This window comes from Acidaminobacter sp. (genome assembly GCF_030247605.1).
In the GTDB taxonomy this organism is placed as follows: Bacteria; Bacillota; Clostridia; order Peptostreptococcales; family Acidaminobacteraceae; genus Acidaminobacter.
The window spans coordinates 1-23,593 of sequence record NZ_JAOTSB010000015.1 but is presented as its reverse complement, the minus strand read 5'-3'; the positions used below and the strand labels follow the sequence as shown (position 1 = coordinate 23,593).

The following is a 23,593-nucleotide window of genomic DNA, read 5'->3' as shown; positions in this document are numbered from 1 at the left end:
AATGGCGGATCCTGTTTTAGTGGCTAGAGCTGTGGCAATGGCCCTTAGTGATGAAAGAATTAGAAAAAGTGTTGGGTGGACGATAGTCGCTATACTGTCTCCAATCATTGTGTTAATCGCTATCCTTTGCGGGATGCTTTCTGGGTCTGCAAATCATAACAATACAGCACTTGAACTGTGCTTTCATGGAGGTGCCATAGCAGGGAGTGTGCCGGCAGAGTATCGCGAGCACATCGAGAATATGCGGGGTAGTTTTTCTGTTCTTGATGATGCGATAAAAGAGGTAAATTCAAGTATGGAGGGTGGAGATAGTCTGGATTCAACAAGAATCAAGGCTATTTTTTATTCTCTGTATTTCGGCGCCGAGCAGCCATCCCAGGTAAACAGCAAGACATTTGTTGATTGCTTTGTAACTTATGAAGAACGCACAAGGTCGGTGATTGGTGAAGACGGAACAACTCATACTGAAGTTTATACCGTTACAGTTCCAATAAAAGACCAGCCTAACATCTATAAAAATATTGATATGACAATGGGCAGTACCATCACAAGTGAAAATAAAGCAAACGCAACAGAAATCTATTATCGGATTTTGTATGGAAAACCTGCGCCTACTTACGGTAGTGAGTTTGACGATTTTATTAATGGAATTGCAGTTTCAACGGAACCTTTCATTGGTGAGGATGGGTTCTGTTCGCCTGTCGGTGCTAATTGGAGGAGTGCTGTGACGAGCGAATTTGGATATCGAGCGGATCCTTTTACCAAAAAGAAAAGAGGGCATGGTGGTATAGATTTGGGGATGCCCAAAGGAACACCTGTCTACTCGGCTCTAAGCGGTACTGTCATGTTGGTGAGGTACTCAACCTCTGGATATGGCTATCATGTCGTTGTTGATCATGGCGGTGGCGTTATCACTTTGTATGGGCATTGCTCGAAAATTCTTGTTAGTGAGGGAGAACCCGTAACTGTAGGTCAAGAGATTGCCAAGGTCGGCTCTACTGGAAGAAGTACAGGAAACCATCTACATTTTGAAATCAGAGTGGGCGGTGAAAAACAAAATCCAAGAAATTACTTACCTTAGAAAGGACGTGGTGAAATGCTAAAAACAAATGCTATATTTTTTAGAAAAGTAAGCGAACTAGAAACACAGCCATGTGTGATTGAAGCTATACAGCTGATGAACCAGAGTGAATATGATGAGCTTTCAAAAGGATTACTTAGGGATAGGTCCTTTATTTCAGATAAAAAAGAAGATATGTTCACAGACCAATCTGGACAAACCCACTGTCTGCTTGCACTGAATGAAGAAAGTGGTGACGGAATTTTGATTGATAGCAGCGGCTATAACTATGCAAGATACATCAGCTTCATGCCTAATATTAAGGCGTACATTGATCAGCAAATCTCTCAAGTAGCAGATCAAATCCTACAGGAGGCCGCCGAAAATACATCGAATGGTAGTTGGATTGTGTACTTTGATGAAATCGCTGAACAGCACAGTCTTAATGTGAAAGTGAATAACGGAATAGGCACATTGCTTGTGAACGAGCTTCAGGGCAGAGAAGAAATGGCGGAAATTAACTTAGAGGAGGATTGTCTTGATATGACGCTTTACCTCGACTTCTGCAAGAATATCAATCCATCTGAGTTAGAACAAAACATGGGAATGTAGGGAGGACTACGATGATGAAAAACGAAAATACGATTAAGGTAATGAAAATTGAACCCGGGAAAATGCCTTATGAAAAAGAAATGGTCAATGACCTTGAAGGGATTCAAGCTGAAGTAGAAGGTATGTTTGAATGTGTTTATCTGGATAATAACTGCATTGCTGTTGTGAATGAAGAAGGAAAATTGAATGGAATGGAGTTGAATCGAAGGATTGGTAACGACATTATTGCCGGTCCTTTTTTCATTTGTGGCGATAGCGATGATGGTGAATTTATTTCATTAACAGATGAGCAGATGGATGTGTTCGCTAGTGAATTTAAGTATGCCCCTGTATTTACTGGTGATGAGCCAGAGGCACAACCGAGAATGATCGTTACTAGTTTCAACTATTAGGAGGTGCAAATCATGAGTATAACAACAGAAAAAACAACGCTTCAGGTGAGCTTTCCAAAAGAAAAGTTGGAGGCGCTCAAGTTTTATATGGACGAAAAGGATACCACTGTTGAAAAAGAATTGCAGGGTCATATCAAAAGTATTTATGAAAAATATGTTCCTGCAGCAACAAGAAGATACCTTGATCGAAACGATCCTGCGGAAGGTCTGCAAACTGAAGTCAGGGTTGAAGCAGAGGAACAAGCACAAGAACAAGCACAAGAAATAATCGCACCAACGCCTTCGACACGTGGCAGAAGACGTAACGCCAGAGAACAAAATGAGGAGACTGTGGACTCAAATCAGTTAGTTGAATCCGAAAGTGCAGATGAAAATCAGGAGCAAAGTGAAGAACAATCACAAGGGATGAGCATGTCTATGTAGACTTTTCTCATCTTAACATTGCACATTAAAGCTATGAAAAATCATATTTGGAGGATGTCGATTATGAAAAAAGAAACAATTGCAATCAGCCTTGAGGCTGAAAAACTGAGAGCGATTAAGAAGTATATGGAGAAAAAAGAGGCCGATCTGCAGGCAGAGATGGCGGATCAGCTACAAAAGCTTTACGAGAAATACGTGCCGGCCAATGTCAGAGAATACATTGACGAACGAGAAGAGGACGAAATCGCGCCAGAAAAGACAAAAAAAGTGATCAAAACGATTACTCAGCCGAGATCCATTCCAACATCTCATGAAGGGCAGTAGTTAATCGGCTTTTTGAGCCGTTATTTCCCCTGTGTGCGATTATTTAGCATGGAGTGGAGTAACACTACCCCCTGCTAACATTTGAGCGAAATTTGAGCCGAGTTTGGCAGAAATAAAATCTGGCATGTGATCGGAAATCAAAGTCTAAAATAGGGGTTAATCGTGCCTGATTCTATTTATGATTCTGGTGCGGGATAAAGCAAGGTGCTGTGAACCGCCCCTTGCACTCACAGCGGTCGGCAGTGCCGACCGCAATTCTAAAGGTTTTAGGGATTCTCACGAATGAAGTGTTAGGTGCTGTAAAACGACAATTATGCTGTGTAAGGTGCTGTAGATGGCTTTAAAGCCTAGAAAACACCTGAGATTTAGGTGCTGTAAGAGGTGCTGTAAAGAAAGGAGGTCAACATTTGGAGAAAAAGAGTGAATTGAAGGAGCGTGTTGTGGCTTGGCTTTACCCTGAAATGATCGAAAAGATGAATAATCTCATGGAAAGCAACAACATGAGGAATCATACAGAGTTTGTCGAGCAAGCAGTTAATTTCTATATAGGATATTTAAGTGCACAGGACAGCACTATGTATCTTTCAAAAATAATTCTCGGTGCAATACAAGGCGTGCTAAAAGAAACGGAAAATCGACAAGCTAATAATTTATTTCGCTTGTCGGTTGAAATGTCCATGATGATGAATATCCTCGCAGCTGGACTTGAAATCGGTGATGAAGACTTGCGAAAGCTTCGTGGACGGTGTGTCAATGAAGTGAAAAAAACTAAAGGGAGGATAAGTATGGATGAGGCTGTGAAGTTTCAACAAGGGATAGAAGAATAGATGGGAGGTGACCTATGCCCAGAATCATTTTGAAATGTCCTTATTTGAAAGGAGGCAGAAAGAAGACTGCTTCTCATCTTTCAAATCTAGTGACCTACATGGCGACAAGAAGCGGTGTCGAAAAAATATCGAAGTCCAAGGCCACTCTTCCATCTAGTTTGAAACAAGAAGATTTGATTCGTCAAATCATTCAGGAATTTCCTGAAACCAAGGATCTATTTGAGTATGAAGACTACGCTCAAAATAAAACAGTTGAGAATGCATCAGAATTTATTTCAATTGCATTAGAACAGAACATCGATAAGATAGGTCAGCGAAAAAACTATATCGACTATATTGCCAATCGTCCAAGGGTCCAGCGGAAGGGAACACATGGTTTATTCACTGGTGGAGATGATGAAATTGTATTAAGTCGTATTGCCGAAGAAGTTAGTAATCATACCGGTAACATTTGGATTCCAATCATTTCACTTAGAAGAGAAGATGCGATTCGCACAGGATTTGATAGTGCTGAAGTTTGGCACAATATGCTTTCTTATTTTGCTCCTGAAATCGCAGAGTCGATGAAGATTCCGATTGAGAATTTTAGATGGTATGCAGCATTTCATAACGAGAGTCATCATCCTCATGTGCATATGGTGTGCTATTCGACAAATCCTAGAGAAGGTTACCTCACGAAAAAAGGTATCGATAAGATGAAGTCTGGGCTTGTAAAAAGTGTTTTTAAAAATGAGATGCATTCAATCTATGAAGAGCAGACTCGAAGACGCGATCAACTTAAAAGTGAAAGTCGCAAGGTGATGCTTAAACTCATTCAAGAAATAAAAGTGGGTACTGTAAATAATTCCAGAATTGAAGAACTCTTTTTGCACCTTTCAAAAGAACTTAAGTCAGCTACAGGCAAAAAAGTATATGGATATCTTACTCCTGGGTTAAAGGCGATAGTTGATGAGCTTATAGATGAAATTTCTAAAGAGCAAGTTGTATCAACAGCCTACGAGCTGTGGTACGAAATGCGGGAAGAAGTAATAAATAGTTATATGGATGAGTTCTCTGAGCATCTTCCACTTTCAAAACAGAAAGAATTCAAGTCAATCAAGAACATGATCATTGCTGAAGCTAATCAGTTTTCGATGGATGCATATGATATCAATGAGCTCGATGGAATAGATGATGGCGAATTGCTAGAAGAGATTTTTGAAAGCAATGAAGCTTTTGTTGTCAACAGTCCAGAAGAAATTGACAATGAATCATTAGGAAGTGTCGAAAGTATCGTAAGTAGTGAAACCTCTGAAAATATGTTTGTGAAATGGACTGATGAATATAAACTGGCTCGTGATTATCTTTTTGGCACGGAGGAGATTCAACAAGATTTTGGTGAAGCACTTTCTCTGCTTTCGGAAGAAGCACAAAAGGGAAATGTACTCGCCGTTTATGACATAGGGCGAATTTATTCAGACGGTCTTGGTGTTGAAAAAGATCATGAGATTGCTCATGAATATTATGTAAAAGCACTTTCGGGTTTTCAAGAAGTGGAGGCACAGAAACCTTGGAAATACACTGAATACCGCATAGGTAAAATGATTGCCGTAGGACTTGGGACGGAACAAGATTATCAGATTGCAGCTGAGTGGTTTCATTTATCAGCAGAGAAAAAATACAAATATGCACAGTATTCTCTTGGAGCACTGTACCACAGAGGGAAAGGTGTTGAACAAAATCTCGTAAGAGCATTTGAGCTATACCTGAAGTCTGCAAATCAAAATTTTCCTTATGCAGATTTTGAAGTGGCCAAGATGTATCGTGACGGAATTGGTACCGATCAAAACGGAACAAAATCTGGACATCACTTTCAAAGAGCTTTCAGTGGTTTTGAAGTCTTAGAGAACACTAGTCATGATGAAAAAATCCAGTATCGTTTGGGGTGGATGCTTCAAAATGGTATTGGAACAGAGCCAGATTTGCTAAGAGCTAAAGATTACTATGAGAAATCAGCAAAGCTTGGCAATGTATATTCAAGCTTCGCACTAGCAAAGATAGTTCTTAAAGAGGATAACCCTGATCCAGAAGAATTGAAAAAAGCAATCGAGTTTCTGAGTGCCGTTACAAACAGTGATGATTTAGTACCAAAACATATTAAATCATCCGCAGTCTATTTACTTGGAAAACTTTTTCTTGAAGGTAAGGTAATGACTAAAAATATAAACCAAGCGATTCGATGCTTTGAGACATCTCATGAATATGGAAATCAGTGGGCAAGCTATCAGCTTGGGAAGCTGTTCTTGCAAGGAAAGGAGAATCCAAAGAACATTGAAAGGGCCATTTTTTATCTGACAAGCTCTGCAGAAGCTGGAAATCCGTTTTCGCAGTATCTATTAGGTAAGACCTATCTGCTTGGTAAAGATGTCGCTAAAGATAAGGACCAAGCAATCAAGTGGTTGACCTTATCTGCTAAGCAAGGGAACGAATATGCAAAACTTTTTTTAGATAATATTGATAAGTTCAAAGATCCTTCTGTAGCACTTGTCATATCCCGTCTGCTGAATCATATGGGAAAGATCTTTGAAGAGAACCTGATACCACATAGGAACTCAAATGGAATGAAAATTGATAGTAAACTGCTTAGAAAGTTGAAGGAGAAGAAGGTGGCGCAAGGTCATAAAAGAAATGATAAGGATCATGAGATGCTAATTTGATAATGTTTATTGCAGAAATAAGAAATAGTCACATTTGATTCCTAAACCTATTAAACGAGGAGAAGTTGAATGAAGGAAAATCGAAAAACCAAATCAAAATCAATCTATAGAAATTTTGAAAAGTTAAACATCAATTCCTACATGAAACGCCGTCCAGTAAAAATGACGGCGTTTCATCGTATAGGAACTAGAAGACAATAGGCGGTGCATTATGGGGACATACATTCATTTTACCGACGATCAAAAGCAAAGAGCCAATAGCGTAGATCTTGTTGAATTTTTAAAAATGCAAGGTGAGACACTTTTGTCTTCCGGAAGAGAGAAGCGCCTTGAAAGTAACCACAGCGTAACTGTGCGAGGGAATGAGTGGTTTGATCATGCAACTAAGGAAGGTGGACTTGCGATAGATTTCGTTCAATATTTCTATGGGCATACATTTCCTGATGCGGTTACAATGCTTCTTAACGGCGAGCAAGGCATTCCATACATTAAGGCAAAAAATGATCAAGAGACTAAAAAACCATTTAAACTTCCGCCGTGCAATAATGACATGCGAAGATTATTTGCATATTTAACCAAGCATAGATTGATAGATCCTGAAGTGGTGAGTTTCTTTGTCAAAGAAAAACTTATTTATGAAAGCAAAGAGCTGACTGCTGATGGATCAAAGGAATATCATAATGCCGTGTTTGTGGGCTACGATGAAAATGGAGTTTCAAAGCACGCTCATAAAAGAGGACTCTACTCGGAAGGAAAAGGCTACAAAGGGAATATCGACAGTAGCAATCCGTGTTACAGCTTTCATCATATCGGAAACAGCAATCGATTATATGTATTTGAGGCCCCTATTGATCTACTGTCATTTATCACAATGCATAAAGAATCGGGCTGGAGAAAACATAGCTACCTTGCACTTTGTGGTTTATCAGAACAGGCACTTTTCAAAACCCTTGAGTATAATGCAGAATTAACGCATGTTGTTTTGTGCTTGGATCATGATGCGGCTGGGATTGAAGCTTGCGAGAAAATTGAAGATATACTTGCTGAGAAAAATAAAAGTTGTAGCAAATTACAGCCTTGTTTCAAGGATTGGAATGAAGACTTAAGAGCAAGACAGAACTTAGTTGCGATTCCGTCTGAGGAGCACCCACAGCATCGATTGAAAAATGATCTGTGCGAAGAAATACTGATTCTCATGAAAGATATGGGATCGATGAATTTAGGATATCCCGATGGAGTAGACATACTGAAGCAAGCCCAAATAAAAAATGAAAATCAAGCTGAAGCCATGAAGTTGGCATCAGCTGTTTTTTTATGTTTTGCATTGAAAGAACATCGGCAATTCGGGCATCAGATAGAGGTAGAAGAAATCGTTCAAAGTATGTGTGAACAGTTTCGTGCATATCAAAATCGGAGCCGATGGGATCCTACGTTGTCTGAAGTATTCGATGAGTTTTCTAGAATAAAAATGAATGTAGAAGCCATTGATGAAACAGAAGTATTGAGCTATGCCATTGGATTTCAGAAAGTTGCTTTAGCCCTTTTGAAATCTACGATTAAGCGAGAACTTCTTGTGCAAAAGCAGATACAGACTCAATCACTTAATATGGCATGAAATTATGAGGCGTGGGAGAAATCTCATGCCTTATTTTTATGAAAGGATGTGAAAAATGAATTCTCAAGTATATATGTTAATAGCTGCTGCAGCCGTTATGTTCTCTGTTATCGGCGGACTGTCCTTACTAGCCCATTACTATACTTTAAACGGTATCAAATCCAAAACCGTTGGGGATGGACAGCATGGTGTCGCAAGATTTGCAACGAAAAAGGAAATTGAAATCACTTATCATCATATACCATTCAAGGTTAAAGAGTGGCGACAAGGTATCAACCTACCAATTGATGAAAAAGGCAATCCGATGCAAGGATTAATAATTGGATGCAAAGAATCAAATAACATGGTGACCGGTCTTGTGGATCCTGGAGATGTCCACTGTTTAATGATTGGCGCGGCAGGCGTTGGTAAGACGGCATATTTTCTATATCCGAATCTAGAATATGCCTGTGCCAGTGGAATGTCATTCATTACAACAGATACCAAGGGTGATCTCGCAAGAAACTATGGAATGATTGCTAAGGAGAGCTACGGCTATAATATTGCGGTCATTGATTTGCGTAACCCAACCAGAAGTGATGGAAATAATCTACTCCATCTGGTCAATAAGTACATGGATTTGCATCAAGAAGATAACAGCAATTGCACTGCGAAAGCAAAAGCAGAAAAATATGCAAAGATCATTTCTAAAACGATTATTTCAACGGATGGAAACAATGCTACCATGGGGCAGAATGCTTTCTTCTATGATGCGGCAGAAGGGCTCCTCACATCTGTAATTCTACTAATTGCAGAATTTCTCCCACCAACAATTGAAGATGGTAAACGAGTAGATAAGCGACATATCATTTCTGTTTTTAAAATGGTTCAAGACCTCATGGCACCGAGCAAGATCAAAGGAAAAAGTCAATTTCAACTCTTGATGGATAAACTACCACCTACTCATAAGGCAAAGTGGTTTGCAGGCGCAGCTCTCAATTCGGCAGAACAAGCAATGGCATCTGTACTCTCAACGGTATTGTCACGACTGAATGCATTTCTAGACTCAGAGATGGAGCAGATCCTTTGCTTTGACACGGCGATTGATGCGGAAACATTCTGTAACGAAAAATCAGCGGTCTTTCTCATTCTCCCAGAGGAAGATAACACCAAGTATTTTATGGTATCGCTGTTCTTACAACAGTTTTACCGAGAGATGTTGACTGTAGCAGATGAAAACGGTGGTAAGCTCCCAAATAGAGTGATGATATACGCAGATGAAATTGGAACCATCCCAAAGATTGAGTCTTTTGAGATGATGCTGTCTGCTGGTAGGTCGAGACGGATATCGGTGATTCCAATTATACAGTCATTTGCTCAGCTCGATAGAAATTATGGAAAAGAAGGCAGTCAAATTATCACAGATAACTGTCAGCTGACTATCTTCGGAGGATTTGCGCCAAACTCAGAAACGGCACAGGTGCTCTCTAAGGCTCTTGGTAGCAGAACGGTTATGAGTGGCAGCATTAGTCGAGGTAGAAATGATCCGTCTCAGAGTCTACAGATGATAGAAAGACCACTACTTACAGCGGATGAATTAAAAGCATTACCCAAAGGAAATTTTGTTGTTATGAAAACGGGTGTACATCCGATGAAAACAAAGCTGAAACTCTTCTTGGACTGGGGAATAACATTTGAAAAGATATATGAAACTGAGGAGAAGTCCCATCGAAAAGTTTACTACGCTGATAAAGAGGAGCTTGAAGAAAACATCGTGAGGCATACCATGGCATTGGATGTTGATGACGAGGTAGCTAATGATGAGAATACTGAAGCTGGTAAGCGAGGTGGAACACTTCATTCTCCTGTGATGGATCAAAGCGATGAATCTGCTCTGAAGAGAAAAGCAATTATTAGAACATAGGGAGGTGAGACGATTGAGTTTCTTCGGGAATTTATACAGAGAAGAAATTTCCTCTCGAGCCAAAGCAGTATATATGTATTTGAAAGACAGAAGCAATGCAGAAGGTGAATGTTGGCCAGCCATAAAAACCATTGCCAGAGATACATCAATGTCTGTCAGTACAGTAAAACGAGCTCTAGATGATTTGTTGAAGTGTGGATTACTTCGAAAGGAATGCCGCTATAGGGAGAATGGCAGCAATTCTTCAAATCGATATTATGTTCGGTAAGTTGTTATGTAGAGTTGAGGGTTGAAGTCGCTGTAGCGAAGCGATTTTCAACCATTATGACTACGCATAATAATTCTCGGTATAATTCATTTAGGGTGAATTCAAGCCCAAATAAATTATACGGAGGTCAGCTTATGGCACATAATCAAATGAAACTAAATGAACTGATTCATGCTGTATCTAGTGAATGTGAGTCGCTAAAGTATGAGAAGGAAACACTTGAGAATTTCAACGACACCTGGCAAGCATTTAAGAGTTACTCGGAAAACAAGCAAGAGCTATTTTATAAAGAGCAAATAGCTGCACAATTTCTCAAGGAGCTCTTTGACTATCCAGAAAGAATTCCCAATAGTAGAATTGCTCGTGCGATGATACGGGCACTGCGTGTTCTTGGTGATTATCATATTTTTGGAAGACTTCTTACCCATAACGGAAAGTTGCAGCCCTTCATGTCTGAAGATTTTCGACAAGCTATCTTGAATTTCACGGATCATTGTAAAAAAAGGAATAATGCAGATCAAACCATCCAACGCCGAATACGAGTGATTCATAAATTCTTTGAACACCTTACTGGTTCTGGTGTCGATGCTTGTAATGATATTACTCCGCAGCATATCTCTTCTTTTGTAACAGGGCTTGCGGGGTACAGCAAAAAGACTTCTGATCAATATCTTGAAAGCTTAAGAGTATTCTTTAAATCGTTATATTTTAGTGGTCAAAGAAAAGATGATCTTTCAAAATCAGTTCCGACTCTTTACTATCCAAAACAAGATAGAATTCCCTCTGTTTGGAGTGCAAATGATATCGAACAGCTATTGTCGGTGATTGATAGGGGAAATCCAAAAGGCAAGAGAGATTATGCCTTGATATTTCTTGTAACACAGCTTGGATTAAGAACATCTGATGTTTTAAATCTGAAATTAGAAAATATAAACTGGTCTGAAAGTAGAATAGAATTTGTTCAACAAAAAACGGGTATTTCTGTCAACTTGCCCATTGTCGAAGATTTGGGAATCGCTATTATTGATTATTTGAAATACGGAAGGCCTAAGTCAAACGAACCCTATCTTTTTCTCAAACATATTCAGCCCTTTGATCGAATGAAAAATGGTCACTATCTGATAACGCAGTATCTTGTAAAAGCAGGCATTCCATTAGAAACAGCTAAGCATCATGGGCTACATTCTTTAAGACACACCTTAGCAAGTAGATTGCTTGAACAAGATGTTCCATTGGAGATAATTTCAAGTATTCTTGGCCATACAACTGTTGAATCGACCAAGCCATACTTACACATTGACATAGAGAATTTGCGTAAGTGTGCACTGGTAAGTCGGGAGGTGGCTGAAAATGAATAAGCCCATTATAGTCAATTCATTTTCAGGTCCTCTTGCAGATACCATCGAGAAATTCATAGCCGAAAAACGGGGAATAGGATTGCAGTACAATGGTGTTTCAACTTATTTACAGAGCTTTGATAGATTCTCTATCAGCTTTCATTTGGAGGAATCTGTTCTTAGTGGAGAAGTCGTAGAAGCTTGGTTAAAACAAAATCCATCTCAGAGCCAACAGACTCTTAGGATGAAAGCAATAATAATTCGCCAACTCGGATTATATATGAAACGCATGAATATAAGTTCATATGTCATTTCAGAAATACCAAAGCGAAATCATCTATTTACACCATATATTTTCAGTGATAATGAGATTGAAAAAATTATCGAGCAAGCTGATACTGTGAAACCATTGTCTAAAAAAACATCAAAACATCTTGTCATCCCGGTGTTTATCCGATTACTTTATTTTTGTGGTCTACGCTTTTCTGAGGTCCAACAGCTTCGGGTTGAAAATGTTGATTTGGATAACGGCATTTTAATTATTTATGGTTCAAAATTTGACAAAGATAGGCTGGTACCAATGTCGCCTGAGATAACAAATATTTGTCGGGCATATTCTGAAAAAGTACATGCTCATTCATCGGGAGATGCAATCTATCTTCCGAATACCCATAATACTATTTACGAAAAAAGATGTTTCTATAGCGTGTATAGGGATCTGCTGTGGAAAGCCGGGATCTCTCATGGTGGCAGAGGAAATGGACCAAGGCTTCATGATTTGCGGCACCCGTATGTCAAGCACGGACTAAAAATTTGCAGCCAATTTATTTCTGCCGATTATCCCGCAGAAGTCCTTGATCTTCCAGTCCACCTCAATCCTGTTTCCGGGGAATATGCGAACCTTATCAATCAGTTTTTCAACGAGGGGTCGCGTCAGTTTGCTTTCCGATTTAACGTCCCTCGCCAAAGTCTGTATCTTTGAACGCTCCGTGCTATCCATACGAAATTGCGTTATGCTTGTGGCGGCGGAAGCGGAGAGCCGATTAAGGTTTTCTATATCATCATCGCAGGCAGCCTTTGCCGCCTTGTATTCCTCCAGACTTATATCCTGTGACAGAAACCGTTCATACAACCCACGCTTTTGATCCCCCAAAGCCCTCAGCTGCTTTTCATATTCCGCGTTCTTGGCAAGACTGACATCATACTCGTTTAGGTTGACCACATTATCCAGGCTTAGAATGATTTCTGCCTGTTTTGAAATTACCCGAAAAAGCAGTTCCTCCAACTCGGATTCCGCGATCTGCAAGCCGTGGCATTCCAGCGAAGCGTCAACTCTTGAGTGCTTACAAGTAAAAACAGGTTCTTTTTTCGGAAGCCGATACAATGCGTGCTCACAGCAACCGCAGAAGGCCTTGCTTCGCAGCGGATACTCCTTGAAAACCTTCTTGTCATTTTTGCAATGCCGAAGCTTTGACTGAACCTTGTCATAGGTTTCTTTACTGATAATTGCCGGGTGACTATCTGGGATGGTAAACCATTCCGACTTATCCTTGAGCCTGCTCTTGTTCCCACCGATTTCTTTAACAGTGCGTTTCCCGAGAATATAAGTGCCAGTATATCGCTCATCCTCAAGTATCCGCAAAACTGTGGCTCTCTGCCAAATGCCGTTGGTCTTTGTGGTGTCGTGTGCAGTGTTGCCCCTCGCGGCCTTGTACTCCCCAGGTGTGGGGATTTTTTTGTTGTACAGGGTTTCTACGATTTGATAAGCCGTTTTTCCCGCAAGTGAAAGATCGAAAATCATTTTTACGATTTCGGCAGCCTCATCGTCGATTTCCATCTGCTTATCCTTGCCGGACTTATATCCATATGGACAGGTTTTACAGCGGTATTCGCCCCGGCGCATCTTGGCGTATTTGGCGCTCTTGGATTTTTCGGATAAATCCTTGCTGTAATATTCGCCGATGATGTACTTGAAAGCGACCTCAATGCCGCCGGTGTCCTCTTTATAGTTGATGGAATCGTAGCCGTCGCCGATGGAAATGAATCGGGTTCGGAAAAGAGGAAAGACCTGCTCAATGAAATAGCCCATTTCGATGCTGTTCCGCCCGAAGCGTGAAAAGTCCTTGACGATAACGCAATCAATTTTATACTCGCGCACAAGCTCCAGAAGCTCCTGTACCGCTGGGCGCTCGAAGTTTGTGCCGGAATAGCCGTTGTCTACAAACTCAAGGATTTCAATATCCCCAACGCCCGAAAGACTTTCGGCATATTCCCTCAGCGCAATCCGCTGATTATCAATGCTCATGCTGTCATACTTTGAATCTTCAAGAGAAAGGCGGATATATAAGGCGATAACGTATTTGTCCTTATCCATTGATAACCGCCCCCATTTCGTCTAACATTTCCATACCGCTCTCAAAAGCAAACTCAATCTCGACGTTTCGGCTCTTATCAACTGTAATCCTGTTGATGAGTTTCCCGACAAGCTCGGCAGTCAGTTCTGTATTCACGCTAAGCCCGCTGATGCTTTCACCGAAAGCGGAACAGCGTTCAATCTGAGTAAGCAGTTCGGCCTGTTCTTTGTCATAATCCTCACTTTGGTTCAACGCCGCACTGATTTTATCCTCATAAGCGGACTTCATGTCGAGGTATTCGCCATCAGTGATAATACCTTCCACCAGATTTTCATAAAGGCTTCGAAGATACCGCCTGCTTTTATCAATCTCTTGATTGAGCCTTGATATTTCTGATTTTGCATTATCCAGCCTGGTTTTCAGCGCAAGCTCATTTTTCTGGATGAAAAGGTTTTTGCCTGTAACGACCTCGATCCGCTTGAGAAGAATATCCATCACCAGAGAACGCAGTTCGTCCTCATAAATAAGCGTTCCTTCGCAAGTACCTTTCGCTATACGGCTGTTGGAAATGCAGTGATAGCAATAGGTCTCAGGCATCTTTTTTCGTATGCAGCGCTGTTTGTGGAGGCTCTTGCCGCAACAAGCACAGAATATCTTCCCCTTGAAGATGTTTTCGGCATAAGACGTTTTCCCACGCCGGATAACCTCAGCGGATACATTCTCCCGATAGTTTTTTACAGCCTCAAATACTTCTCTGCTTATAATCGCTTTGTGCGTATCCCTGACTGTAATCCAGTTTTCAGGCGGCACAGGCGTTTGCTTGTGATTTACGGACTTTGACTTCCCCTGCACCATATCGCCGGTGTAAGTGTCAGTAGCAAGGATTTTGGCAACCGTTCTGGTCTGCCATTTTCCCATGCCGATCAAGTTTTCGTGGGTTATGCGCCCCTTTAGCTGACCGTACTGGCTGGGTGGCAGGATATTCGCATCGTTCAGTCTTTTGACAATATCGTTTATCCCGATTTTTTCATACGCCCACTGAAATATCTGCCGAACGACTTCGGAAGCTACGGGATCAACAATCAATTTATGGCAGTTATCGGGGGCTTTGTCATATCCGTAGGGTGGTCTGGCACCAATATAATCGCCAGCTTTCATGCTCTGCTGAGCCTGAGCCTTGATTTTGCGGCTGATGTCGATTGCGTAAGCCTCGTTTATCATGTTTTTCAGGTGCAGGATAACCCCACCGGAAGGACTGTTTTTATCGTCGGTATCAAAGTTGTCATTGACCGAGATGAACCGCACATTATGAAGCGGAAAGTATTTTTCGATGTAATAGCCCGTATCAATGGCATTTCTGCCAAGGCGGGATAAGTCTTTGACCATCACGCAGTCGATTTTGCCGGCTTCGATGTCTGATAACATTCGCTTGAAATCCGGCCGCTCAAAAGTTGTACCCGTGGCCCCATTATCAATGTAAACACCGTATTCTTTGAAATCGGGCTTCAGAGCGATGTACTGCTCCATGATATTTTTCTGCGAGTCTAAAGAATTGCCCCGGCCCTTCATATCCTCAACCGAAAGCCGGATATACAGCACGGTTCTGATATGCGAAGCGGTTTCGATGACAACCGCGTTCTCTGTTTTTCTGCTTTTCCTTGCCATTTATACCGCCTCCCTCTGATCCGTAATAATGGAAACTGCCTTTTGATATTCGTCCTGATACCTGAACGTAACCTCGATCTCGGATTTGCCGGTAATTTTGATCGACTGAATAAGCTGGATGACTGCTTTTCTGTCCAAAGCCGTCAATGCCTCAAACTTTTTGAAGTGCTCGATCCAGCGCAGCCGTTCGCTGGTGTTGTTTTGAATTCCGTCAAGTTCCTGTTGCAGGAGCAAAATGGCATTTTCAAGCCGCTCGCCGTCCTCGGCATATTGGTTTTTATGCAGCTTGTAATCGTCTTTTGAAAGGATACCGCTGACGAAGTTCTCATAAAGGCTGGCCTTGTACTTTTTTGTAGTGGCGAGCTGTTTTTCGTTTTCTTTGATTCTGGCTAAGTATTGGCTCGCCAGCTTGCGGTTGATGTTTTGCTCACAGGTGTTGTTGAGCAGCTCATCAAGAGAAACAACATTGCCGACGTGGGATTTCACGAGATCAAGGACACAGCCCATTAAATCCGATTCCTTGATTTTTGGAGCATTACAGCCATTTTTCTTTCCTGTCGTACAGCGGTAGTAATAATACTTGATACCTTTATACGGCACAGTCTGCCTTGTCATTCTCGCCCCGCAGCACTCGCATATGAGAATGCCGGAGAACAGATAAACCTTATCTTCATCAGGGGCGGTGCGGGTGTCCATGTGCATGATCCGCTGCACAAGGTCAAAATCATGTTTGCGGATGATGGCTTCATGAGCGTTATCTGTCCGAATCCATTCCGAAACCGGCTTCGTTGATAAATCTTTCAGCTTATAATTGCTGGTACCTTGTTTGCCTTGAAGCAGCGTTCCGGTATAGGTTTCGTCTTGGAGAATACGGATAATCGTTGTCGCTGACCATCTGCCGTTATCTTTATCTGCATAGCCGCCGGAGGGACAAGGCAGGCCGTTGCTTTTCTTGTACTCAAACGGAGATTGTAGTCCCTGCTTGTTCAGCTCGTTAGCGATACTCAAAGCGCTTGCGCCCTCGATCTTCATTCTAAAAATATCCTGGACCACACGAGCGGCATATTCATCGACCGCAAGCTGATTTTTGTTTTCGTCCGATTTTCTATAGCCGTAAATCGGGCAAGCGCCGATGTAGTCGCCGTTTTTGCGTTTCGCCGCCAGAGCGCTTCGGGTTTTCACCGAAATGTCCCGGCAGTAAGCGTCATTCATAATTGATTTCAGAGAAACGGCAAGGTCATCGCCGGAAGAATCCTTTGCAGTGTCGATGTTGTCGTTTATCGCAATGAACCTCACGCCGTAGGCAGGGAATATCCTGCGGAGGTATCGTCCGGTTTCGGTATGCTCACGCCCCAGGCGGGACAAGTCTTTGACGATAACACAGTTTATCTTGCCGGCGTGAACATCCTCCATCATTTCTTTGAATGCCGGTCGGTCGAAAATGATGCCACTGTAACCGTCATCAACTTTTTCGGACACGATTTCTATGTCGGGGTTATTCTTCACAAAATCGTCGATGAGCTTCTTTTGGTTTTGGACGCTGTCGCTTTCGTTTGATTTGTCGTCCGTATATGAGAGACGAACATACTTTGCTGCTTTCCAAGTCTGCATAAAAAAATCACTCCTTTGAATAGGCGGACTTTCCCCGCAATCAAAGAGTGACTCATTAAAACCTAAGTTTTAATGTAGGTTTGGCTTATTCTGTTTTCCCCAAAACCTATTATAGCGCACTCATTAAAAAAGCGCAGCGCCCAAAATGAAAATACTCATAAAATAATTCCTTGCAGGCAGTCCTCGAAAGAAACGCCGTTGTCCGCAAATTTTGCCTTAACCACAAACTTCCCGCAGCGGAAATGATAGGGATCTTTAATCTGCCGGACAAACTCGGCGATCCGTTCTTCTTTTGGCAGGTTCTTATCCACCGACACATCTCTTATGTCCGCCAGTGTTGAAACGCTGCCGGATGAAGTAGTCCTTAATTCCATTGTGTTACCGCTCATATCTGCGCCCCCTCGTTAAATAATCAGTATCAAAATCACAGTGATAGGTCGGACTACGCAAAAACGCAGTCCGGCCCATAGTCTCTGATTTCGGTTTTCGCCTATTTGCCACGCGACCCGGCGAAGGGGGATATTCCAGGTGACGGCTGGCGCCGTTCGCATAACTCCGCGATATCGTTGCTTTGCCAAGCTGACATATATCGCAGGGCTCCCCCTCAAGTCTGTGGGAGGTCGTGAGAAAGTTTCATTATCTTCAGCGTGGGTCGTTGCACCCCGATTGCCTGTCGGGGCTGTAAACGGATGTTGATCGCTCAAACAAGCAAGAAGCCTGTCCATCATGGCGCCATCCTTCACCGGCTCGCCGCGCGGAAGTCTGTACCTGGAACACCGTATATGAGCCGGCATAACGCCTGCTGTTTGTCAAAGAGCGCTTGAGAGAATCCGAAAATATGTCCTCTCATATACCCATACATTTTTGGGGCTTTTTGCGGGGGTCTTGGCTCAATTTGCTTCAAAATATTTTGCCAGATTGGTCAGTGCCCGTTTTAAGCTCTCCTGTATACTCTTGCGATGTGCCGCTTCCATTCGGGCGATTTCACTGATGCTTTTTCCGAGGATGTAGTGAGCGAAGATGCGCCTGGCCTGTTTTTCCGGGAGTATGGATATCGCCTCACGGAGCATCGTTTCTGTAACTTGCCGCTCCAAAATTTCATAAGGGGCCTCCGGCCGTATCAGAGCTTCGTTCTCAATTCCGTCAAGCGCATCGAGACTGAAGTAAGCCCGGTGACGGTACTCTTTGACTTGGTGGGCAACTTCCTGGCGCTCAAAATCCTTGAGCGTTTTGGCAACATCGTCAGGAACTCCGGCTATGCTACCTTTGGGATAATGCGGGTAATAGTCGTGCAGATCGATTGTTATCATTTTCATTTCCTCCGTTTTGTTTGAATTGGGATAAATTCAGAACAAACGGAGGTCAGGGATAACGAGCGATATAGCAGAGCCAGCTCTTTTTCATAGCGTCCTTTCCGCTAACAGAGCTGCTCTCAATGCAAAAGAAAAAGCATGACGAATAGCTCTAAAAGCTACTTGTCATGCTCCTAACTCGAAAGTCCTTGTCCTATCTCATTGAGATGGTATAAGCTCTTTTCCGGCTTGCTTTAGCCGCATATGCGGCCGTGTCCGGCGGCTGGTGCTATGTACGAAGTACATATTTTATTCAATTTCTGTTTCGGTTGAGATCAGGTATCGGTTTCCGCATTTCCCGCACTTTATTAGCAGGCTCTCAAAGGGCTTCCTGTATTCTGACAACTGCAAGATACTTGTTTTAGCGCCTTTCATCTTGTCGCATAATCGGCGCTTGCAAGATGGACAAAGTACATAGTCAGCGTCTATCCTGTCTGTCGCCTCAACTTTTGTTATTGTAATCATTGCAAACACCTCTCTCTGTTGTAACTATGGTCTACTGAACGCATTTTTGCGTACTTAAAAATAAAAGAAATGGGACGCTTAGGCGCGATTGCCCCATGTCTTGTAATCGACGATTCCGGTCAGCTTTTCAAGCCTGATGAGTGCAGCTCGTTCAGACACCTGAAAAACCTTAGAAACATACTTCGGTAAGAGCGAAGCATACCGGTCATCCAACGGGCTTTTCCCGCGGATAATTCGTCTTGGTTTATCATCGTAATACTTGAAAAACTCTTTGAACGTCATGCGAAGCGTATCTTTCGGCATGAGCAAAGCGGATGATAAAAAATCAGCCTGACGCTCGATGCGGTCGCTGTCGGTTCTGTCGTTCTGTTTGCGGCTGTAATCAATCCTGCCCTCTTTAGCGGCAAGATACTGGTTCTCGTACTTTTCATTGCTAAAAAATTGGTTTTCGGCTGAGAACACCTTTCTGTGTAAAAGCCAATGTGAGCCTTCATGCCCAAGCGTAAAGCGAAAGCGTGGAAGATTTCGTTTGGTGGTTAGGCTATTTTCTACAATTACCGTTCCGGTTTCGACAGACAAAGGCTCTGTATGCCCTGTTTGCTCGTCGATGATTTGCACATAGCCAGGGTTAAACGCCGTCAAGCCCAATACTTTCTGATCATAACTCAGACGTTTATACTCAATCTGCAAGCCAAGATAAAACTCAAGAAAATCCTCAATATCAAGAGCTTCGGGTTTCAATAAAAGAGTTCTCTTATAGTCTCTGATAACATCGGTCGCATACTCATCAAGTGCGCTGTACTCGATATACGGCACATGAGAAAAGGTATATGAGGTTATGAGTTCAAGCATTCTTCCACCTACTTTTTTTCTAAGTCATCGATAAACTTACGCCAGTCCTCGGGGCTGGCTTTTTCTTTGGCAATACGGAGAGCGACTCTGACAACCTCGTTCTGCATGATGTAGTTCGGTAGATCAGGAGATACTTCTTCCCGTGCCTTTCCAACAAGGTCATAAAACTCTATCTGATCTTCTTCTGAGATGCTCAGAACAGTAATGAGCTTGTTCAGCACCTCACTGTCAGGCGGGTTGCGTCGCCCTTTTTCAATGTCGTTGTAATACCCAGGTGACATACTGATTAACTCAGCCATTTTCCGTACTGTTATACCTTTAGCATAGCGTCGCTGTGAGATAAAATCTCCGAACGCTTTTGCGCTATTCAATACAATCACGCTCCTTACGGGCTTGTCTGCATTTTTGCGGACAAGATGAGGAAAAATTTACAGCTGGTCAAGCTGTTACAAATAGTATAGCGAACACGGATTCTGATTTCAAGTGAAAAAGACGAAAGAAAACCGAGCTGGTCGTTTTTTGAACAGTTCGGTTTGGAAAAGCTGATTATTCCGATGTTTTTTGAAATGATGCCAGCATAGCATCAAACTCTGCCAAGACATCATCCGGTTTGTGAACCTTTATTTTGCCTCCAAACGAAAATATCCATCCGTAAAATGTCTGACTGGCGGAAGCCTCAACTTTTGCGGTAAAATGAGTGTCGCTGAAGGCGACCGTTTCAACATCCTCGCCGAATTGGTCTATTATGTATTTCATCATAGAGTTTTCGCATTTTAAGATCACTTCTCTTAGCTGTCCATCATACATTTTGAAAACACGTTTACCGTATATGGACATATCAAAATCATCAGGACGGGGTACAGCCTGTGAAGCTGTCATTTTAGGTGCGGTAATGCGGTCAACTCTGAAAGTGATTATTTTATCGTGGCTGTCGGAAAATCCAGCGACATAGTAGTTTTCGTGATTCCATACCAGGCCATAAGGACTGAATGAGTAGACCTTCCCGCTGTGCTTAAAGACCTTTTTCTTGTCCCTGTCATACTCGAAATATTTGAACTGAACCTTTTTTCCCGCGTTTATTGCTGTATGCAACAAGTCGGCGGTTATGTAAAGCTGTTCATTTGAAGTCTTGATCTGTTTATCGACATACAGGTGGCGAACAAGCTCGTCTTGCTGATGCAAGCTCGTAAATGTTGTGAATTTTCCAATCAGAGCCTGGCTTTTTTGCGTTGAGATGAAGTGAGCAGCTTGTACGGCATCAATGAGTAGCTTCAGTTCTGGTATCTCAAAATGCCTATCACCCATGAAATATTCAAAACGCCTGCCTTTATTGCAGACAATATCATATCCAAACGCAATCATTTCCCCAATATCTTCGGAAACAGTCTTGCGATTTGCCTTTATGCCCTTTGTTGTCAGATAATCGACAATATCCGCATTGGAAGCAGGATGGTCCTCATCCGTATGGGTTTCGAGGAATCTTAGGATAGAAAGGAGTCGTATTCCGGTTTTCGTTGTAACTCACCTCGTTTTGCGATTACCCAATATATCACTTTAAGTTCTTTATTAAGTTATAAAGCAATTCCTTTTGCTCGGCTGTAAGCGCTACCCATTTTGAAAACAATTTTTTTTGTTCTTCGGATAGTTCGATAAGATCATCTTCTGCGAAAAATTGAGATAAAGAGATACCAAAGCCAAAGCAAATCGCTTCTATAGTAGATACACTTGGAACAGTATTTCTTTTGAAAATATTTGAAATCGTTGATTGAGATAAATTTGAGGATTTTGCCAATTTATATTCAGACCAGCCCTTTTCAATCATGAGCTGCCGTATGCGTTCGTTAACGTCCAGTCTGTCCACTACCCTTCACTATACCATTATACCGTTCATTTGAACAGTATTATATTGTTCATATGTATTGATATTAGTATTCAGATGGGTTATAATATCTTGATCCGATTTTCTCTTTTTGACTGTATTTGAACCAATGCAAGGTTTTATGCCAAATTTTTCGGGAAATTTTGACAGCGGCTATTGACAAGTTACTTGTCACGCAGTATAATGACAAGTAAATTGTCACGATGGCTTGTAGGATGACTGAAACGGATGGTGATAGTTATGGTATCGGAAGTACCGATTTCAAAAGAACAAGAAGAAATGATTGAGGCTTTGATCAAAGATTTGCCAACATTAAGAAAACATATGGGGATATCACAGACTGCATTAGGAGAAAAAATCGGGCTTAGCAGGCAATCTATATCCTCTATTGAAAGAGGTGCAACCCGTATGACATGGAACGCCTATCTTTCGTTTATGATGTTTTTTACCATGAATAGCGGTAATATGTTTTACTTTCCGAGAAAAAATGACTATAAGTACACTAAGCATTTAGAAAAGCTACTAAAAATAATGAAGAATGACACCCCAATAAATTTGTAAAGGAGTTTTACGATGAAAAAGCTATTTGTTGTTAAGGGAGTATTTGCCGCAGACGAGGACGCCGCTGCCGCAAAACGCAGAGAGATTGCCGAAAGGTTAAAAAGAGGCGAAGATGTTAATGTTACCGCCTCTGGTCAAGTTGTTCAGCCCAATGACTCACAAGCAGAAATGGGCAAAACCCTCAAAGCCCCCGAAGGAAAGCTCGCGACCGACACGTTTGTTTGTGATACCTGTGGTTGCAGAATGATGCTGAAAATATTGGGAGACAAAACACACTGTCGTGCTGATGGGTGCAATGGAACAATGCGCCGCGTATAAATAAGGAGGTGAACATGTATGGCTTTTTATTGGTATGAGCGAAACCCCGAATTGTTTAATGCTGAAAAACAGGCTATGAAGCAGTTTTTCCCCAACTTTTCGTTGGATAAGCTGGAAGATGACCGCATATGCTGGATCGGCAATCTCAATCCTCGTGGTGAAGCCGGCGGCACATGGACATTGATGGTTGTATATGATCACAACCACCCTCATAACAATACTTTCGGCGGATCGTTACGAGTTTACTCGGTAAAACCAGACTTGAATGATTTATACAAAGCCACTGGTTCCTTGCCTCATGTTCTTAGGGACGCTAACGGCGATTTATATATGTGTACCGCAAGAAAAGAGGATATTGATTCTGGAAACCGTACAACATCCGCAGTAAAAGCATTAGGCTGGGCGGCAAAGTGGATATTCGCTGTTGAAGGTTGGTTAGCTGGAGAAATTGGCGACGAGGTTTTTGAGCATACATACTAAAAAAGGGGGAGCTGTTCATTGCCAAAGCAAATAGTATTTTCCGATAGAGCTATGACAGCTCTCTTGGTTGAGACATATGAGAAAATAAAAACTGAGACTGGTGGGGTTTTTCTTGGATACCGCAAAGGCGATGTGTGGTATGTTGTTGAGACGATTGACCCAGGCCCGGATTCTATTTTTCGCACAGCATATTTTGAGTATGATCAAGCGTATATTAACCATTTAATAAATAAAATATCTCGCTTATACAGAGAGCAACTTGATTTAATTGGTTTATGGCACAGACATCCGGGTTCGCTTGATGAATTTTCATCGACCGATGACGGGACGAATAAACAATATGCTCAACTTGATAAAGATGGTGCTGTGTCTGCACTCGTAAACATTGATCCGACTTTTCGGCTTACTGTTTATGAAGTTAAAGAACCTTTATCATATAAAAAAATCAATTATGTAGTTGGAGACGAAAATATACCAGTGCATTTGCTCGGCTATGTTTCTCAAAAGCTACTTACTTCAAAAATTAACGACACAAGCAATCAAGTCCCAGGCAAACCTAAAGCGAGCTTTAGTAATCTGCTCAAGCAGTATCAAATCTG

General features: G+C 41.9%; 24 protein-coding genes and 1 pseudogene. 16 read left to right on the top strand and 9 right to left on the bottom strand.

Translation table 11 applies throughout. The features are described 5' to 3' along the window. Position 1: 1 nt before the first annotated feature. From OEL90_RS08515 to OEL90_RS15095, 12 genes and pseudogenes are all read left to right on the top strand, one after another. Complete coding sequence (locus OEL90_RS08515; protein WP_300687936.1) at positions 2-1,081, top strand: M23 family metallopeptidase; 1,080 nt, start codon at positions 2-4, stop codon at positions 1,079-1,081. Between the two features lie 15 nt (positions 1,082-1,096). After that, positions 1,097-1,672, top strand: a complete 576-nt coding sequence (locus tag OEL90_RS08510; RefSeq protein ID WP_300687934.1) for a DUF6329 domain-containing protein — start codon at positions 1,097-1,099, stop codon at positions 1,670-1,672. An 11-nt stretch (positions 1,673-1,683) separates the two neighbouring features. After that, on the top strand, positions 1,684-2,064 hold the full coding sequence (locus OEL90_RS08505; protein ID WP_331488118.1) for a DUF3846 domain-containing protein: 381 nt from the start codon (positions 1,684-1,686) through the stop codon (positions 2,062-2,064). Positions 2,065-2,076: 12 nt separating this feature from the next. Beyond that, on the top strand, positions 2,077-2,487 hold the full coding sequence (locus OEL90_RS08500) for a DUF6103 family protein (RefSeq protein ID WP_300687932.1): 411 nt from the start codon (positions 2,077-2,079) through the stop codon (positions 2,485-2,487). Between the two features lie 63 nt (positions 2,488-2,550). Next, positions 2,551-2,811 (top strand): DUF6103 family protein, encoded by a 261-nt coding sequence (locus OEL90_RS08495; RefSeq protein ID WP_300687930.1) that lies wholly within the window; start codon positions 2,551-2,553, stop codon positions 2,809-2,811. Between the two features lie 407 nt (positions 2,812-3,218). Further along, complete coding sequence (locus OEL90_RS08490; protein WP_300687928.1) at positions 3,219-3,638, top strand: hypothetical protein; 420 nt, start codon at positions 3,219-3,221, stop codon at positions 3,636-3,638. A gap of 14 nt (positions 3,639-3,652) precedes the next feature. Further along, a complete protein-coding gene (gene mobP3 / locus OEL90_RS08485) occupies positions 3,653-6,334 on the top strand; it encodes a MobP3 family relaxase (protein WP_300687926.1) in 2,682 nt (893 codons plus the stop codon). Between the two features lie 211 nt (positions 6,335-6,545). Then, positions 6,546-7,949, top strand: a complete 1,404-nt coding sequence (locus OEL90_RS08480; protein WP_300687924.1) for a DUF3991 and toprim domain-containing protein — start codon at positions 6,546-6,548, stop codon at positions 7,947-7,949. A gap of 55 nt (positions 7,950-8,004) precedes the next feature. Continuing rightward, on the top strand, positions 8,005-9,852 hold the full coding sequence (locus tag OEL90_RS08475) for a VirD4-like conjugal transfer protein, CD1115 family (protein ID WP_300687922.1): 1,848 nt from the start codon (positions 8,005-8,007) through the stop codon (positions 9,850-9,852). A 4-nt stretch (positions 9,853-9,856) separates the two neighbouring features. Then, the gene (locus OEL90_RS08470) at positions 9,857-10,120 is read left to right on the top strand and encodes a helix-turn-helix domain-containing protein (protein WP_331488116.1); all 264 of its coding nucleotides are present in this window, start codon (positions 9,857-9,859) and stop codon (positions 10,118-10,120) included. Positions 10,121-10,254: 134 nt separating this feature from the next. Beyond that, complete coding sequence (locus OEL90_RS08465; RefSeq protein ID WP_300687919.1) at positions 10,255-11,478, top strand: site-specific integrase; 1,224 nt, start codon at positions 10,255-10,257, stop codon at positions 11,476-11,478. After that, a pseudogene (locus tag OEL90_RS15095) lies at positions 11,471-12,235 on the top strand (tyrosine-type recombinase/integrase); the annotation flags it as partial. The gene OEL90_RS08465 and the pseudogene OEL90_RS15095, both read left to right, overlap by 8 nt. A 27-nt stretch (positions 12,236-12,262) precedes the next feature. On the opposite strand, the gene OEL90_RS08455 reads toward OEL90_RS15095, so the two are convergent. The 9 genes from OEL90_RS08455 to OEL90_RS08415 form a co-directional block, all read right to left on the bottom strand. Next, complete coding sequence (locus OEL90_RS08455; RefSeq protein WP_300687918.1) at positions 12,263-13,831, bottom strand: recombinase family protein; 1,569 nt, start codon at positions 13,829-13,831, stop codon at positions 12,263-12,265. Then, positions 13,824-15,476 (bottom strand): recombinase family protein, encoded by a 1,653-nt coding sequence (locus OEL90_RS08450; protein WP_300687917.1) that lies wholly within the window; start codon positions 15,474-15,476, stop codon positions 13,824-13,826. The genes OEL90_RS08455 and OEL90_RS08450 overlap by 8 nt, the downstream gene beginning before the upstream one ends. After that, on the bottom strand, positions 15,477-17,087 hold the full coding sequence (locus OEL90_RS08445; RefSeq protein ID WP_300687915.1) for a recombinase family protein: 1,611 nt from the start codon (positions 17,085-17,087) through the stop codon (positions 15,477-15,479). Positions 17,088-17,242: 155 nt separating this feature from the next. Beyond that, the gene (locus OEL90_RS08440) at positions 17,243-17,476 is read right to left on the bottom strand and encodes a DUF6870 family protein (protein ID WP_300687914.1); all 234 of its coding nucleotides are present in this window, start codon (positions 17,474-17,476) and stop codon (positions 17,243-17,245) included. Positions 17,477-17,977: 501 nt separating this feature from the next. Further along, positions 17,978-18,397: a sigma factor-like helix-turn-helix DNA-binding protein gene (locus tag OEL90_RS08435; RefSeq protein WP_300687913.1), complete on the bottom strand. Its 420-nt coding sequence runs from the start codon at positions 18,395-18,397 to the stop codon at positions 17,978-17,980. A gap of 585 nt (positions 18,398-18,982) precedes the next feature. Beyond that, positions 18,983-19,756, bottom strand: a complete 774-nt coding sequence (locus OEL90_RS08430; RefSeq protein ID WP_300687911.1) for an ImmA/IrrE family metallo-endopeptidase — start codon at positions 19,754-19,756, stop codon at positions 18,983-18,985. Positions 19,757-19,764: 8 nt separating this feature from the next. After that, complete coding sequence (locus tag OEL90_RS08425) at positions 19,765-20,127, bottom strand: helix-turn-helix domain-containing protein (RefSeq protein ID WP_300687909.1); 363 nt, start codon at positions 20,125-20,127, stop codon at positions 19,765-19,767. Positions 20,128-20,302: 175 nt separating this feature from the next. Further along, positions 20,303-21,118 (bottom strand): helix-turn-helix transcriptional regulator, encoded by an 816-nt coding sequence (locus OEL90_RS08420; protein ID WP_300687907.1) that lies wholly within the window; start codon positions 21,116-21,118, stop codon positions 20,303-20,305. Between the two features lie 187 nt (positions 21,119-21,305). Further along, the gene (locus OEL90_RS08415) at positions 21,306-21,617 is read right to left on the bottom strand and encodes a helix-turn-helix transcriptional regulator (protein ID WP_308207479.1); all 312 of its coding nucleotides are present in this window, start codon (positions 21,615-21,617) and stop codon (positions 21,306-21,308) included. Between the two features lie 258 nt (positions 21,618-21,875). Here OEL90_RS08415 and OEL90_RS08410 point away from each other — a divergent pair, with 258 nt between their 5' ends. From OEL90_RS08410 to OEL90_RS08395, 4 genes are all read left to right on the top strand, one after another. After that, positions 21,876-22,196, top strand: a complete 321-nt coding sequence (locus OEL90_RS08410) for a helix-turn-helix transcriptional regulator (RefSeq protein ID WP_300687905.1) — start codon at positions 21,876-21,878, stop codon at positions 22,194-22,196. A 12-nt stretch (positions 22,197-22,208) separates the two neighbouring features. After that, positions 22,209-22,514: a hypothetical protein gene (locus OEL90_RS08405; RefSeq protein ID WP_300687904.1), complete on the top strand. Its 306-nt coding sequence runs from the start codon at positions 22,209-22,211 to the stop codon at positions 22,512-22,514. A gap of 18 nt (positions 22,515-22,532) precedes the next feature. Further along, entirely contained in the window at positions 22,533-22,994 is a 462-nt protein-coding gene (locus OEL90_RS08400; protein ID WP_300687903.1) for a hypothetical protein, read from the top strand. Between the two features lie 18 nt (positions 22,995-23,012). After that, the coding region (locus OEL90_RS08395) for a Mov34/MPN/PAD-1 family protein (protein ID WP_300687902.1) at positions 23,013-23,593 on the top strand (581 nt) is incomplete at its 3' end.